The sequence below is a fragment of the Methylomonas sp. LW13 genome (assembly GCF_016865255.1).
Lineage (GTDB): Bacteria > Pseudomonadota > Gammaproteobacteria > Methylococcales > Methylomonadaceae > Methylomonas.
This window is the reverse complement of record NZ_CP033381.1, coordinates 4,547,434-4,560,451: the sequence shown is the minus strand read 5'-3', so window position 1 is coordinate 4,560,451 and position 13,018 is coordinate 4,547,434. Positions and strand designations below refer to the sequence as shown.

Annotated in this window: 22 protein-coding genes; 19 read left to right on the top strand and 3 right to left on the bottom strand. The window is 52.5% G+C overall.

From position 1 onward, the window contains the following. Positions 1 to 64 precede the first annotated feature (64 nt). The 16 genes from JL719_RS20690 to hypD all read left to right on the top strand — a co-directional run bounded on the left by JL719_RS20690 (position 65) and on the right by hypD (position 10,283). Entirely contained in the window at positions 65 to 751 is a 687-nt protein-coding gene (locus tag JL719_RS20690) for a hydrogenase maturation protease HybD family protein (protein WP_033157845.1), read from the top strand. Then, positions 751 to 1,047: a HypC/HybG/HupF family hydrogenase formation chaperone gene (locus JL719_RS20685; protein ID WP_033157846.1), complete on the top strand. Its 297-nt coding sequence runs from the start codon at positions 751 to 753 to the stop codon at positions 1,045 to 1,047. Before JL719_RS20690 ends, JL719_RS20685 begins: the two co-directional genes overlap by 1 nt. Then, positions 1,044 to 1,460, top strand: coding sequence for a thioredoxin domain-containing protein (locus tag JL719_RS20680; protein WP_033157847.1), 417 nt, complete (start codon positions 1,044 to 1,046; stop codon positions 1,458 to 1,460). Before JL719_RS20685 ends, JL719_RS20680 begins: the two co-directional genes overlap by 4 nt. Before the next feature lie 211 nt (positions 1,461 to 1,671). Then, positions 1,672 to 1,911 carry a type II toxin-antitoxin system CcdA family antitoxin gene (locus JL719_RS20675; RefSeq protein ID WP_033157848.1) on the top strand — a complete coding sequence of 80 codons (240 nt, stop codon included), beginning with the start codon at positions 1,672 to 1,674 and terminating at the stop codon, positions 1,909 to 1,911. Position 1,912: 1 nt separating this feature from the next. Next, positions 1,913 to 2,230: a CcdB family protein gene (locus tag JL719_RS20670; RefSeq protein ID WP_033157849.1), complete on the top strand. Its 318-nt coding sequence runs from the start codon at positions 1,913 to 1,915 to the stop codon at positions 2,228 to 2,230. Between the two features lie 466 nt (positions 2,231 to 2,696). Continuing rightward, positions 2,697 to 3,914: a PI-PLC domain-containing protein gene (locus JL719_RS20665; protein ID WP_201799004.1), complete on the top strand. Its 1,218-nt coding sequence runs from the start codon at positions 2,697 to 2,699 to the stop codon at positions 3,912 to 3,914. Positions 3,915 to 4,387: 473 nt separating this feature from the next. Next, positions 4,388 to 5,236, top strand: a complete 849-nt coding sequence (locus JL719_RS20660; RefSeq protein ID WP_033159109.1) for a hydrogenase expression/formation protein — start codon at positions 4,388 to 4,390, stop codon at positions 5,234 to 5,236. Next, complete coding sequence (locus tag JL719_RS20655) at positions 5,233 to 5,454, top strand: rubredoxin (protein WP_033159110.1); 222 nt, start codon at positions 5,233 to 5,235, stop codon at positions 5,452 to 5,454. Before JL719_RS20660 ends, JL719_RS20655 begins: the two co-directional genes overlap by 4 nt. 2 nt (positions 5,455 to 5,456) lie before the next feature. Beyond that, the gene (hybE, locus tag JL719_RS20650) at positions 5,457 to 5,918 is read left to right on the top strand and encodes a [NiFe]-hydrogenase assembly chaperone HybE (protein WP_033159111.1); all 462 of its coding nucleotides are present in this window, start codon (positions 5,457 to 5,459) and stop codon (positions 5,916 to 5,918) included. After that, positions 5,919 to 7,064 (top strand): nickel-dependent hydrogenase large subunit, encoded by a 1,146-nt coding sequence (locus tag JL719_RS20645; RefSeq protein ID WP_033159112.1) that lies wholly within the window; start codon positions 5,919 to 5,921, stop codon positions 7,062 to 7,064. Positions 7,065 to 7,154: 90 nt separating this feature from the next. Then, positions 7,155 to 7,496 (top strand): hydrogenase maturation nickel metallochaperone HypA, encoded by a 342-nt coding sequence (gene hypA, locus JL719_RS20640; RefSeq protein ID WP_020483415.1) that lies wholly within the window; start codon positions 7,155 to 7,157, stop codon positions 7,494 to 7,496. Beyond that, complete coding sequence (gene hypB / locus JL719_RS20635) at positions 7,496 to 8,320, top strand: hydrogenase nickel incorporation protein HypB (protein ID WP_033159113.1); 825 nt, start codon at positions 7,496 to 7,498, stop codon at positions 8,318 to 8,320. The genes hypA and hypB overlap by 1 nt, the downstream gene beginning before the upstream one ends. 56 nt (positions 8,321 to 8,376) lie before the next feature. Next, a complete protein-coding gene (locus tag JL719_RS20630; RefSeq protein WP_033159114.1) occupies positions 8,377 to 8,589 on the top strand; it encodes an addiction module protein in 213 nt (70 codons plus the stop codon). Further along, positions 8,586 to 8,867, top strand: coding sequence for a type II toxin-antitoxin system RelE/ParE family toxin (locus JL719_RS20625; RefSeq protein ID WP_033159115.1), 282 nt, complete (start codon positions 8,586 to 8,588; stop codon positions 8,865 to 8,867). Before JL719_RS20630 ends, JL719_RS20625 begins: the two co-directional genes overlap by 4 nt. Before the next feature lie 82 nt (positions 8,868 to 8,949). Continuing rightward, on the top strand, positions 8,950 to 9,177 hold the full coding sequence (locus JL719_RS20620; protein WP_033159116.1) for a HypC/HybG/HupF family hydrogenase formation chaperone: 228 nt from the start codon (positions 8,950 to 8,952) through the stop codon (positions 9,175 to 9,177). Continuing rightward, entirely contained in the window at positions 9,174 to 10,283 is a 1,110-nt protein-coding gene (hypD, locus tag JL719_RS20615) for a hydrogenase formation protein HypD (RefSeq protein WP_033159117.1), read from the top strand. The genes JL719_RS20620 and hypD overlap by 4 nt, the downstream gene beginning before the upstream one ends. 64 nt (positions 10,284 to 10,347) lie before the next feature. Here hypD and JL719_RS20610 read toward each other — a convergent pair whose 3' ends face one another. The 3 genes from JL719_RS20610 to JL719_RS20600 all read right to left on the bottom strand — a co-directional run bounded on the left by JL719_RS20610 (position 10,348) and on the right by JL719_RS20600 (position 11,345). Then, the gene (locus JL719_RS20610; protein WP_033159118.1) at positions 10,348 to 10,605 is read right to left on the bottom strand and encodes a hypothetical protein; all 258 of its coding nucleotides are present in this window, start codon (positions 10,603 to 10,605) and stop codon (positions 10,348 to 10,350) included. 210 nt (positions 10,606 to 10,815) lie between these two features. Next, the gene (locus tag JL719_RS20605; protein ID WP_033159119.1) at positions 10,816 to 11,091 is read right to left on the bottom strand and encodes a type II toxin-antitoxin system RelE/ParE family toxin; all 276 of its coding nucleotides are present in this window, start codon (positions 11,089 to 11,091) and stop codon (positions 10,816 to 10,818) included. After that, a complete protein-coding gene (locus JL719_RS20600) occupies positions 11,091 to 11,345 on the bottom strand; it encodes a prevent-host-death protein (protein ID WP_033159120.1) in 255 nt (84 codons plus the stop codon). The genes JL719_RS20605 and JL719_RS20600 overlap by 1 nt, the downstream gene beginning before the upstream one ends. A 209-nt stretch (positions 11,346 to 11,554) precedes the next feature. Here JL719_RS20600 and JL719_RS20595 point away from each other — a divergent pair, with 209 nt between their 5' ends. From JL719_RS20595 to JL719_RS20585, 3 genes are all read left to right on the top strand, one after another. Beyond that, entirely contained in the window at positions 11,555 to 11,848 is a 294-nt protein-coding gene (locus JL719_RS20595; RefSeq protein ID WP_033159121.1) for a type II toxin-antitoxin system RelE/ParE family toxin, read from the top strand. A 3-nt stretch (positions 11,849 to 11,851) separates the two neighbouring features. Beyond that, positions 11,852 to 12,136: an addiction module antidote protein gene (locus JL719_RS20590; RefSeq protein WP_033159122.1), complete on the top strand. Its 285-nt coding sequence runs from the start codon at positions 11,852 to 11,854 to the stop codon at positions 12,134 to 12,136. A 405-nt stretch (positions 12,137 to 12,541) separates the two neighbouring features. Continuing rightward, on the top strand, positions 12,542 to 13,003 hold the full coding sequence (locus JL719_RS20585; RefSeq protein WP_033159173.1) for a hypothetical protein: 462 nt from the start codon (positions 12,542 to 12,544) through the stop codon (positions 13,001 to 13,003). Positions 13,004 to 13,018 lie beyond the last annotated feature (15 nt).

Sequence of the window (13,018 nt, the reverse complement as noted above, 5' to 3'; positions counted from 1 at the left end):
TGCCCACGCGGAACAGAACGGTGGGCACTTAATTGTGCCCACCCTACGCTTGCCTGAGCGAGCTATGGCAAATACTCCAGCCAACATCCTGCTACTCGGCATCGGCAACCTGCTTTGGGCCGACGAAGGCTTTGGCGTGCGCGTTATCGAACATCTGCAAAAACACTACCGTTTTCCGGATAACGTGCAAGTGGTGGACGGCGGTACGCAGGGCGTCTATCTGATCGAGCATGTCCAGGCGGCGGATGTATTGGTGGTATTTGATGCGGTCGATTATGGTCTGCCACCGGCCACCATGAAGCGCGTTGAAAATGACGAGGTGCCGAATTTCCTCGGTGCCAAGAAAATGAGCCTGCATCAAACCGGTTTTCAGGAAGTATTGGCGCTGGCGCAAATGCTGGGTGAATATCCCCAGCATTTATTGCTGATTGGCGTGCAGCCGGAAGAACTAGAAGATTACGGCGGCAGCCTGCGGCCCGCCGTCAAAGCGCAAATTCAACCGGCTATCGAGATGGCTCTGTCTTATCTGCAAAGGTTCGGCGTCGTTGCTGAGTGCGTGGACACACCGCAAGCATTGGCCGACCCGATCTTGAATATCCAACGCTACGAACAAGAACGGCCGTCGCCCGAACAAGCCTGTCGGTTGGGTGACGAACGTATCGTGTTATCCGCGGCTTTTGAGGTGAAGCTGCCGCCGGCTTCTGACCTGCCCAGTCTGCAAGTCGATGTCGATTATCGGGGCAAATACTGATGTGTATCGGCATCCCCATGCAAGTCATAGAACCGCGCGGCGATTCGGCACTTTGCGAGTATCGCGGCCAAACCACGCTGATTGACATGATGTTGGTGGGCGAACAAGTCGCCGGCACTTGGTTGCTGGTGTTTCTAGATGCTGCCCGGGAAGTCATCTCCGCAGAGCGCGCCGCACAAATCGCCGATGCCTTAGAAGCCATGCGCTTAGCCATGCAAGGCGAAACCAATTTCGATCATTTATTCGCCGACCTAGTCGACCGTGAACCCGAACTGCCGGAATTTTTAAGAACATGAGCACGCCCTTGCTGGAACAATTGCAAACCCGCCACGGCCTGCCGCTGCTGGATGCCGAGAGTTACGACAACTTTATTTACGGCCACGACACCGTGGTGCTGTTCTTTGCCAACGATCCGTTGCTGTTCCCGGAAAGCCACGATCTGGCCGTGATTTTGCCGGAGCTGTTAAAAGCCTTTGCCGGGCGCTTGCACGGTGCGCTGATCGATAAATCCATCGAACGCGAGTTACAGGCTAGGTTTAGATTTACCAGTTGGCCGTCCTTGGTGTTTTTGCGCGGCGGCGAGTATTTGGGCGTGATTACCGGGATCAAAGATTGGGCGGAATACGGGCAGGAGTTTGCCAGGATTTTGGCCTCCGAGCCGGGGCAGCCGCCGGGGTTTGATCTGGGTAAGGTTTGTGGTGCTGGGTAGGCTTAGTTAGTTTTTGAAGTCGCTTGCTATCGGCGCTTTAAGGCGTTGCGTAATTCAGCGGTCTGATTTCTTCTCCCCTTGGGAGAGCGCTAGGGTGAAGGGAATCTCACCGGCTCTTTAACAATTTGGTGTCACTATTGCGCAGTACTCCAACAGTCTTTATGTTGGAGTACAATGCGCATGCTAAAGCCATATTCATGGAGACAACATCATGGCAGTCACGAACAGCGCCTCAAAGAAAGCCACCAATATCACCTTGTCTGCCGATGTGCTGGCCGAGGCCAAGGCATTGAATATCAATATTTCGCAGGCCTGCGACCGACATCTGCGCGAGTTAGTGCGCGGCGAAAGAGAAAGGCGTTGGCAGCAAGAGCATGCCGAGTTTATCGCAGCCTACAATCAAACGATTGAGCAAGACGGTTTGCCGCTAGACGAATGGCGGTCTTTCTGACATGGCGCGTTTCGATGTTTACCGCAATAGCAGTGCAACGTCTGACGACGTACCGTATCTGCTAGATGTGCAAAGCGATGTCTTGAGTTCTCTGGACAGCCGAGTCGTCATACCGCTGCGCCGGCTTGATCGCTTTCCGGCAGTCAAGTTACCCACTAATTTGAGCCCGATTGTGGTGGTCGATGGTCTTGAGTGTGTGTTGGAAACGCCGAAATTGGCAGCTGTTCCGGCTCGGATTTTGAAATCACCGATTATGTCGTTGGAAGCGCAGCGGTTTGAGATTGGGGCAGCGTTGGATTTTTTGTTTCAGGGGTTTTGAGTTTTAGGTGTCGCTATCGCGACGGCTGTTTTAAAGTCGGGGCTCGGCCCGACGGCCGAGATACTTTCTTTTGCTTGGCCAAAAGAAAGTATCCAAAGAAAAGGCCCCCCGACATTCCGCCTTAATCCTGCGCTTTACGAAAACCATCCATGGTTTTCGCCCTTCGGGCCAGCCTATCGGCTGTTCAAATTTGCTCCAGGCAAATTTGTCGCTTTTGGCAAGGGTTTTCGGAAGGGCCATCCCTGGCCCTCCGAAAACGAGCGGCATCCCTGCCGCTCCCCTACCGGGCTGATCTCGCCAAAAGCTGCGATGCTCGGGGCGGCATAACGGGAACAGCCCACTCCGGCGGTTATTGTTTGTAGCAAAGGTTTTTTGGTAGGCTGGGTTGGAACGACAGTGTAAACCCAGCTTTGGCCTATATTGCTGGGTTGCGCGCTGCTTTACTCCGATTAGCACACAGTTATCGATGAACGACCAATTGACACACAGCCGGACGCCTTCTGAAAAATTTGTTACCCAGATATGCGCTCAATCTTTTCTAAAGCTCTGGACTCATCCAAATCCAAAAGGGAAGAAGGGAAAAGAACTTTGTGATTGTTTGATTGTGTGCGGCCCGCACATCATTATTATTTCGGTTAAAGAAAATGAATATAGAAATACCGGCGACAAGGTTGGATGGGAGCGCTGGACTAAAGCCGCTATCGATAAATCTGCATCACAGATCTGGGGGGCTGAACGTTGGCTTGAAACAGTTGATGAAGTTCTTCGACACGATGGAAGAGTAGTTGCCCTGCCGCATAAATCAAAGCGCAAATATCACCGGGTATCTGTTTCACTAGGTGGCCGAGGCGAAGTGCCGTTGAAATGGGGTGATTTCGGCAATGGTTTCATACATATCTGTGACGAATACAGTGTTGGAATTATTTTTGATATTCTCGATACAGTCACTGACTTTGTTGATTTTCTTACTGCGAGTGAAGAGCTAGTTTCCAGAGGAACTAAACCTTTATTTATGGGAGGGGGGATCGAAGATTTGTTAGCCCTCTATTTATCTCACGGACGTTCATTTAATGTGACTGGTGATTGCGGTAGTTTGCCCGACATGTTGATTCTTCATGATGATCTTTGGTCTGGATTCTCTAAATCGAATGACTTTAAAAGAATAAAAAACGATCTGGCCAGTTCGTATGGATGGGATAGCCTGATCGAATTCTATGCCAATGACATTCTTACGGACGGGATGTTCGATATGCATAGCAAGGCAGTTACAAGCAACGAACTGGCTTTGGTTGCAATGGCTTTACAACCGCGAGGACATCGCGCGAATCTAACCGAAGCACTGATTGAATTTCTCGAAGAGTCTGAGCGGAAAATTGCCTCTAGGGTAGTACTGGGCTTTGACCGAACGGCATTCGTGTTTTTAGCTGGCTCTAGTAGCGATAGAGAACTTAGAGTTAGGGAATTAGCGCTCAGATGTTTGGTTGTGAGAGGCAGGCTACCTGATGTCATAACCGTAGTGGGTATAGCAACCGATAGGCCTGAAACTTCGGAGGTTGGATACTCTTCTGATCTTGGCTATATCTTCATGCCTGAATGGTCCGAACAAAACGAAGTAGATGTGATCAAAATTCAGAGTGACTTAGGCTATTTTAAAAATGCACAGTGGTCAAAAGGTTCAAGTTAGCCACTTTAGGGTAGGGCGTTTTACTCATTATCTTAAGATTTTCAGGACTTTCTTTGAGTGTAGGGATGGTTTTGGTCCCGTTATTCAGCCCCGAGCATCGCAGCTTTTGGTGAGATTAGCCCGATAGGGGAGCGGCAGGGATGCCGCTCGTTTTCGGAGGGCCAGGGATGGCCCTTCCGAAAACCCTTGCCAAAAGCGACAAATTTGCCTGGAGCAAATTTGAACAGCCGATAGGCTGGCCCGAAGGGCGAAAACCATGGATGGTTTTCGTAAAGCGCAGGATTAAGGCGGAATATCGGGTGGCCTTTTCTTTGAATACTTTCTTTTGGCCACGCAAAAGAAAGTATTTCGGCTGTCGGGCCGAGACCCGACTTCAAATAAACCGCGATAGCGACACCAAATAACCCAACAACCCAATGCCGGATGCACTTCGTTTATCCAGCTTACAACTTAATTCAACAAACCACCGAAATATGACCAGCATATCCCTCCCAATTTTCGGCCAAGGCAGCCAACCCGCCGAGGAAGACGGCGTCGAACTCGACTATCTGGCGATGCCGGAAGAAATGACGACCTATCGGATGCCGACGATTTCGGTGGACTTGAATGCGGCCGATCTGGCGCAGGCCAAAACCGCCTTGCAGCAACTGGAACAGGATTTAGCCGCGTACCCGGCAAACAGCCAAACCATAGACTTGATAAGCCTAGACCAAACCAATCGCCAGTTCGTCGACGAACTGCTCGGCGAAGGCGAAGTCAGCATGCTGTGTAACGGCGCGCAAATCCTGCGGATTCAGGAATCGGTGCTGGCCGGCGTCTGGCGTTCGCAGCGTCTGGATGGGCAAAAACAGATCGTTACTGACACCTTGGAAGTCGGCATCATCCCTCAAGACATCTTGCAAACCGCATTCGCCGATGCAGCTAAACACATCGACGCCGACATGAGCGCCTTACCGGACGGCGTGATGAACGCGCCGCCGCTGCTGGCGGAGTTGAATGCCAAAATCGCCGAGTATCAACCCGGTGCCGAAGCGCATATCATCAACCTGAGTTTGCTGCCACAAACCGAGCAGGATTTGACCTTACTGGAACAGCGTCTGGGGAAAGGTGCGGTGACGATTTTGTCGCGCGGTTACGGTAACTGCCGGATCGACGCTACCGCCACCCGCAATGTCTGGTGGGTGCGGTATTTTAATTCGCAAGACACGTTAATCCTGAATACCCTGGAAGTCAGCGAGGTGCCGAACGTAGCTTGCGCGTCGGCGGAAGACATCGCCGACAGCCACCAGCGTTTGCAGGAAATTTTGCAGGTGTATTTGTGAACGAAGGCTTTTTCGCCGGGGCTTATGGCGGCGATGCCTCGCGCTTGCCGGCGGAGGCCAAGCTGGAATGCAAGATTTGCTGGCATGTTTACGATCCGGCCGAAGGCGACGCCATCTGGCAAGTGCCGCCCGGCACGGCCTTTGCCGATTTGCCTGACCATTGGACTTGCCCGCAATGCGGCGCGCCCAAACAAGGTTTTTTGGTGCTGGACGACTAAGCATGCACTGCCAGGACAGTGAGCAGATTCGGCAAACGCTGGAAGCGGTGTTTAACGACATCCTGGCCCAACGGATGCGCGACATGCCGGTGCTGAATCCGGTATTGGCGGTGCGGGCGCTGGGTTTTGACCGCTACCACGCCGATTGGGTGGGGATGTTGATTACGCCTTGGTTTATGAACCTGTTGCTCCTGCCAAGCGCGGATAGCCAATGGCCGACGCAAGCGCCAGGAAGCAAGTTTGACCAGACTTTTCCCTATGGCAGTTTTGAGTTCGTCGTCGCCGACGAATGGCAATTGGGTCGGTATGCGCAATGTTCGCTGTTTTCACCGATGTTTCAATTTGCCGACCAAGCGGCGGCTGTAACGGCGGCGGAAAGTGCTTTGCAAGCTTTGCTAGCCGTTCCCGCGCCGCGAGCCATCAGCCGCCGCGATTTGTTGCGCGGCAATTTGGTAAGACCTTAAGTGACGCCGGCGGGCGAGATTGCTATCGAACTGACGCATCGCGCCGGGCAGGTCGAAGCGGTGAAGATAGGCTCGACCCGGCCCGAAGCGGCGCGGGTGTTGGTCGGCAAAACACCGGAGCAGGTGTTGGACACCGTGCCGCTGCTGTTTTCCTTGTGCGGCACTGCCCAGGCTTATGCCGCGTTATTGGCTTGCCGTGCCGCGTTGGGATTGGCTGCCGAGCCGGAGGCCGACACCGCCAGGCAGTGTTTGTTGCAACTAGAAACCGTGCGCGAACATGCCTGGCGGATATTGCTGGATTGGCCGGTTTTGTTGGGCCGGACGGCGGACAAAGCCGCCGTTGCCGGGTTGTTGAAGCTGGATAGGCAGTTCAAATCGTGCTTGTTCGGCGAGGGCGAGGCGTTCAGGCTGAGCAGCCGTTTGCAAATCGACGAAGTGCGCTTACAGGGTTTGCTGGCTGAATTGACTGACTTGATCGATCAAGCGATTTTCGCTGGCGGTTTGCACGGATTTTTGGCAATCAGCGATGAAGCGCAATTGGGCGCTTGGCTGAACGCTAATCCGGCTTTGGCTGCCGGTCTGTTGAATGTCTCGTATCAGCGGCATTGGCCTGCGTTGGGACATAGCCTGGTGGCGGGTTTGCCGGCATTGGATCCAGCCGAGTTGAACAGACACATGCAAAACAGCGATTGCTCGGCATTCTGCCGCTTGCCGCAGTGGCAGGGCTGTTGTTTTGAGTCGACGCCGTTGAGTCGTCGGCAAACCTCGCCCTTGCTCGCGGATTTGTGTAGCCGTTACGGCAACGGTTTGTTGCCGCGATTTGTGGCGGTGTTACTGGAAGTGGCTGCAATCCCGCAGGGACTGGCGGCTTCGCTTGAAACGTCGCAAGCGTATGGCGCTGACGGAGTCGGTTTGGCGCAAGTGCCGGCGGCGCGCGGCTTATTGATTCATCGTCTGGCCTTGCATCAGGGCCGGGTGTACGATTACCGCATCGTCGCGCCGACCGAATGGAATTTTCATCCGGACGGTGTCTTGGCACAGGGTTTAATGGCTTTGCAGGCGGCCGATGCCGATGATTTGCGGCAGCAAGCGGAATGGTTAATTCATGCGGTGGACCCTTGCGTGGCCTATCGGGTGACATCGTAAAACAGTAGGGGACGCACCGCTTACCATCCGACAGTTTGACAGGTACGCTGTGCGTACCCTACGGCTGGCAAATATTGACTGGTAACCATCATGCACGAAATGTCGCTCTGCGAGAGCGTGTTACAGATTATCGAACAGCAGGCCAAGGCCCAGCAATTTGCCAAGGTCAAAACCGTGTGGTTGGAGATTGGCGCCTTGTCGGGCGTGGAGCCGGAGGCGATGCAGTTTAGTTTTGAAGTGGTGATGCAAGGCTCGTTGGCCGATCAGGCCCGCTTGGAAATTATCGACGTGCCGGGTGTGGCATGGTGCATGCCCTGCGGCTGCGAGGTGCTGGTGAGACAGTTATACGACGAATGTCCGCACTGCGGTAGTCATCAATTACAGATCGTCGACGGCGATCAAATGCGAATTAAAGAACTGGAGGTAGAGTAATGTGCGGCGTATGCGGCTGCGGCGAGGGCCATACCCACTCGCACGACGAATCAAACGATCACGAGCATGCTCATGATCACCACCACGGTCATGAGCATGGCCATCATCATCACGAACACAGCGCGGAACACGCGCACGCGCCGGGTTTAACCCAAGCGCGGATGGTGCAGATCGAGCAGGATATTCTGGCCAAGAACAATCGTTATGCCGACGAAAACCGCCGCTATTTCAGCGAGCGCGGCATGCTGGCTTTGAATCTGGTGTCCAGTCCCGGCTCCGGCAAGACCACGCTGTTGACTGAAACCATTCTGCGTTTGAAAGACGAGTTGAGCATCGCGGTTATTGAAGGCGACCAACAAACCGCGCGAGATGCCGACCGCATTCGCGCCACCGGCGTGCCGGCGCTGCAAATCAACACCGGCAAGGGCTGTCATTTGGACGCGCATCGGGTCGGTCATGGCTTGGAAAGTCTCAATTTGCCTGAGCATAGTCTGCTGTTCATTGAAAACGTCGGCAATCTGGTGTGCCCGTCAGCGTTTGACTTGGGCGAAGCGCACAAGGTGGTGATCCTGTCGGTCACCGAAGGCGAGGACAAACCAATCAAATATCCGGACATGTTCCATGCCGCCGATTTGATGATCTTAAACAAAACCGATTTGCTGCCGTATCTGGATTTCGACAGCGCGCAATGTATCCAGTACGCGAAACAAGTTAACCCGCGCATCAAGGTCTTGTCGCTATCGGCCAAGACCGGCGAAGGCATGGACAACTGGCTGACCTGGCTGAGGGCGGAGATGGCTTTGCAGCGGATTGAGTATGCTTAAATCACTATGCGGTAAGATTTTTTCTGACCGTTTACCTTCATTTTCGAGGAAAGGATATGCCGGCTAGCCAAGAAATTTACCAACAAATCAGGCACTTAATGCCATTGGAGAAATTGCGTTTAGCAGAGATGTTGCTTGCCGATCTGGATGCGCCGAATCCGGAAATCGATGCTGTCTGGCGCGACGAGGCGCAAAAACGTTGGCAAGGCTATAAAGATGGCAAGCTAAAAACAGTCAGTTATGAAGCGGTTATGCAGAAATATAAATGAAGGTTGAATTTCTCGAAGCCGCGCAAGCCGAGCTCGAACTGGCCTTTGAATGGTATGAAATACAGCAAAATAATCTAGGTCTACAGTTTTTACACGAGTTCGATGCAATTACCGCGTATCCAAAATCCTATACTTTGATTGGCAATGAGATAAGACGCTGCCTGATAAAACGTTTTCCGTATGGTGTTTTGTACGGCCTTGATGAAGGAAAAGTTATCGTAATTGCAGTAGCGCATTTGCATCGAAAACCTGATTATTGGATGGAAAGAATTGGGTAATAAGGTCTCAACCTGAAGCCCTCATGCAAAAAGTGATGCTAAAGCAAGCGCCGAATTAATCTACAACATCAACAATCAGCTTATGTGCCTAGCCCTCCCTGCCCAAATTACCGACATTGATTTTTCAACACAGATGGCGACGGCGTCAGTGGACAACGTCAAAGTGGAAGTGTCGCTGGCCTTGGTCGATGATGTGAAAGTCGGCGACTATGTGCTGGTCCACGTCGGTTATGCGCTGAATAAAATCGACGAGGACGAGGCCCTGAAAACTTTGGCCTTGTTTGCGGAAGCCGGTCTAACCGCCTCATGAAATACATCGACGAATTCCGTCAGCACGATCTGGCCCAGCAACTGGCTAACAGCATTGCGCAAACCGTCAATCCGGACCGCCATTACCGGCTGATGGAGTTTTGCGGCGGCCATACCCACGCGATTTTTCGTTATGGCGTGCAGGATTTAATGCCGAGCAATGTCGAGTTCATTCACGGCCCCGGTTGCCCGGTGTGTGTGTTGCCAACGGGACGCATCGACAACGCGATTCAATTGGTCGAACAGCACAACGTAATCCTCTGCACTTATGCCGATCTGATGCGGGTGCCGGGCGGCGGCAGACAAAGTCTGCTCAAAGCCAAGGCGGCCGGCGGCGATATTCGCATGGTTTATTCCACCCAAGACGCCTTGAAAATCGCCCGGGATAACCCGGACCGGCAAGTGGTGTTTTTTGCGATTGGTTTTGAGACCACTACGCCGCCGACTGCCGTTGCCATTAAACAGGCACAGGCCGAAGGACTGACTAATTTCTCAGTGTTTTGTAACCATGTGCTGACGCCGGCCGCGATGCAAGCCATTTTGGATGCGCCGGAGCCGGTACAAATCGACGCCTTTCTCGGCCCGTCGCACGTCAGCAGCGTGATCGGCAGCAAACCCTATGAAGCCTTTGCTCAGGATTACGCCAAGCCCATCGTCATCGCCGGTTTCGAGCCGCTGGACGTGATGCAATCGGCCTTGATGTTGATCCGCCAACTCAATGCCGGTCAGCATACAGTGGAAAACGAATACAGCCGGGCAGTGACCCGCGACGGCAATGTCAAAGCCCAAGCCTTGATGGCCGAGATATTCGAGTTACGGCCGCACTTTGAATGGCGCGGTTTGGGGTTGATCCCCCATAGCGCGTTGAAACTAAAAGCCGAATATGCTGAGTTCGACGCCGAACAGCGCTTCCGTATGCCGGCTATCCAAGCTAGCGACGTCAAGGGCTGCGAGTGTCCGGCCATCCTGCGCGGAGCCAAAAAACCGCAAGATTGTAAATTGCTGGGCACGGTCTGCACCCCGGAAAACCCGATGGGCTCGTGTATGGTGTCGTCGGAAGGGGCTTGTGCGGCGTATTGGAGTTACGGGCGGGTGAGGCAACGTTAGGAAAAGCGGGCGCTATTTAACGCCCGCTTGGGTGGCCCGTGTTTAGCGGACTAAGTGATGCGGCTTATTTATAGATTTCTGCTGCCGCCGCTTTCAGTTTCGCTTCGTCGCCCTGCATCGGTTTCATCATGGGGTTTGTCGACGCTTTGGCGCCAGCAACCAACTCGTCGGCGGTTTTGAATTTAGCTTTCAAGGCATCCACGGCCGGTGCGACCGAGCCGTTATGGCAACCTTTGCAAGTAGCCGCCGCATCGGCGCTGGCCAGTGAAGGCGTGATGGCAACAGCTGCCAGTGTCAATATAGCGAGTAGATTTGTTTTCATGAACGTTACCTCGTGTTAATTATTATTTTTAGACTACGGTCCGGACAAGCGTCCTAACCGCTGGTGCGGATGATTTTAGGCATCGGCATGGGTTTTCTACCATAGCCGGAAATTCCAGGCAATCGCTTAAGGGTTTTGGAGTGGGGATAAGCAGTGTCGCGGGGTATGGAGGAAAGTCTTTGCCGACTGTTTACCAAACAAACTGCTTGCTTAATAAACCGCGTCGTGATTGCCAATATTGATGGGAATGATGCGGCCGTCTTCGATCAATAATTCCAGGGTAATGCGGTAAGACAAATTGATGGAAACCGAATGCAGTCCAGCCAACTTGCCTTGCAGTGGATGCAAACGGAGCGACGGGTGAAACGGATTGGCTTCCAGTAGCTGCAAAGTTTTTAGATACGGTTGCCGGAGTGCCGGATGACGTTTGATAAAGCGTGCGGCCTTTTTGTTGTATTGCTCGGTAAAAACCAAGGCATACGCCATTACAGCGTGTCCAGCCGGGCCAAATGCGCTTCCGGAGACTCCTGGGTGAAGCGGCCGGCCGCCAAATCCGCGCGGGTTTGCGCCAGCGCCGCATCCAGTTCGCATTCGCGCAAATAGTGGTAATGGGCGATGTCCATCACCACAAAACGCTCCTTGCCGCGCACCGACACCACTGCTTCCGGTGCCTCGGCCAGCGCCGCTTCGATAGCAGCGACACCTTTGGTTTTTAAATCGTTGGCGCTAATTTGCGACATGGTTATTCCCGGCAGTTAATTTAGGATGTCAATGGTGTGCTTAATAGTGTGATTAAGCAAGCGATCTTTTATACTCAAAAAATCAGGGCTATATGTCGCTCAGCATCTATTGCCTTTACACCATTGGGCATCGAAGGACCTTTTGGGTATGTTTCAAACGTGCTTGAGTTGCGGTTGAATGCGCGTATCTAAACGGATACAATTGACCCATGAATTATGTCGTGCAGCAAACGGAATCGTTTGCAAAATGGCTGGCGTCTTTAAAAGACCTGCGCTCCAAAACCGCGATTTACCGCCGCATTGACCGGGCGCAGACCGGTAATCTTGGCGACATCAAAGCGGTGGGCGAAGGCGTTTGCGAGATGCGCATCGATCTCGGTGCGGGTTACCGCGTTTATTACACAATACGTAACGGCATGATGATTATTTTGTTGGCCGGCGGCGATAAGTCTACCCAACAGTCTGATATTCAACGTGCGATTAAACTGGCTAAAGAGGTTTGAAACATGAGTGAACAACTACTGCCCTTCGACATGATCACGCTATTGGATAGCGACGAAGCAGTCAGCGAATACCTTAACCAAGTGCTGGAAGAAGGCGATAGCGACGAACTGATAAGAGCCTTGGGCTATATCGCCAAAGCCAAAGGCATGGCCATGATCGCCAAAGAATCAGGCCTGGGCCGCGAAAGTTTGTACAAAGCGTTGGCCCCCGGTGCAAAACCGCGCTTCGACACGGTGTTGAAGGTTATTCGGGCATTGGGTGTTAAGTTACACGCAGAGCCGGTTTGATGCTGCCCGTCCGCGAAAGATGCGCTTCGCTCAGCACATCTATGGCCCTTAAATTAACGAATAGAAATATGCCGATAACTGAAGAACATATCCTGGAATGCTACGACGCTCACATACGTGGAGCTACATGCCCTTATCCACATGGTATGAATGCGACATCAGCGGAAATGACCATGAGATGGTTGGCATGTATCTTCCACGACCAGCGATGTAATCGTAGCTTTAGTGCAATGCAGTGCCGAGTCGTCTTGGCAAGAATATTTGCTGATTTTGGTGATAGACGCGCGACCCAGGTTGCGCTGTCTATTCAGAGGGATCTTGATCTACGATACGAAAGATATGGTGTCCACCAAAATAAACATCGTGAAGCCATCGCAGGGTATTTACCGGATTAGTAGATTAACAATGTCCAAACAATTACATAAACATACAATCGGTCTAGCTGGAGAATTCCTAGTTGCTGGCGAGTTGCTCCGTCGAGGAATTATGGCAGCAGTAACTTATGGGAACGCCAAAAAGGCAGATGTTATTGGGATTAACGGGACCACAGCTGCTTCACTGGAAGTTAAATCAACTGCACAATCCAAATGGGTGCTTGGTAGCGAGTTACCAGCCGATAATTCAAGTATCTGGATCCTAGTTCATTTACCTGAAAACGAATTCGAGTCTCCAGAATATTTTGTAATAACAAGTGCAGAACTTCGCAAATTGCTGTTGCCGCAGCATGAAGCGTACAACGCTAAATATCGTGAAAAGCATGGTAAGGATTTCTCTTCCAAGGGTGTCGTGACAATTCAGCGCAAGCTACTCATTGATGGTTATTTAGGAGCTTGGGAAAAAGTACGTGCAGCCTTAAAGCTTATGTAGCCCAGGGTACGCGGT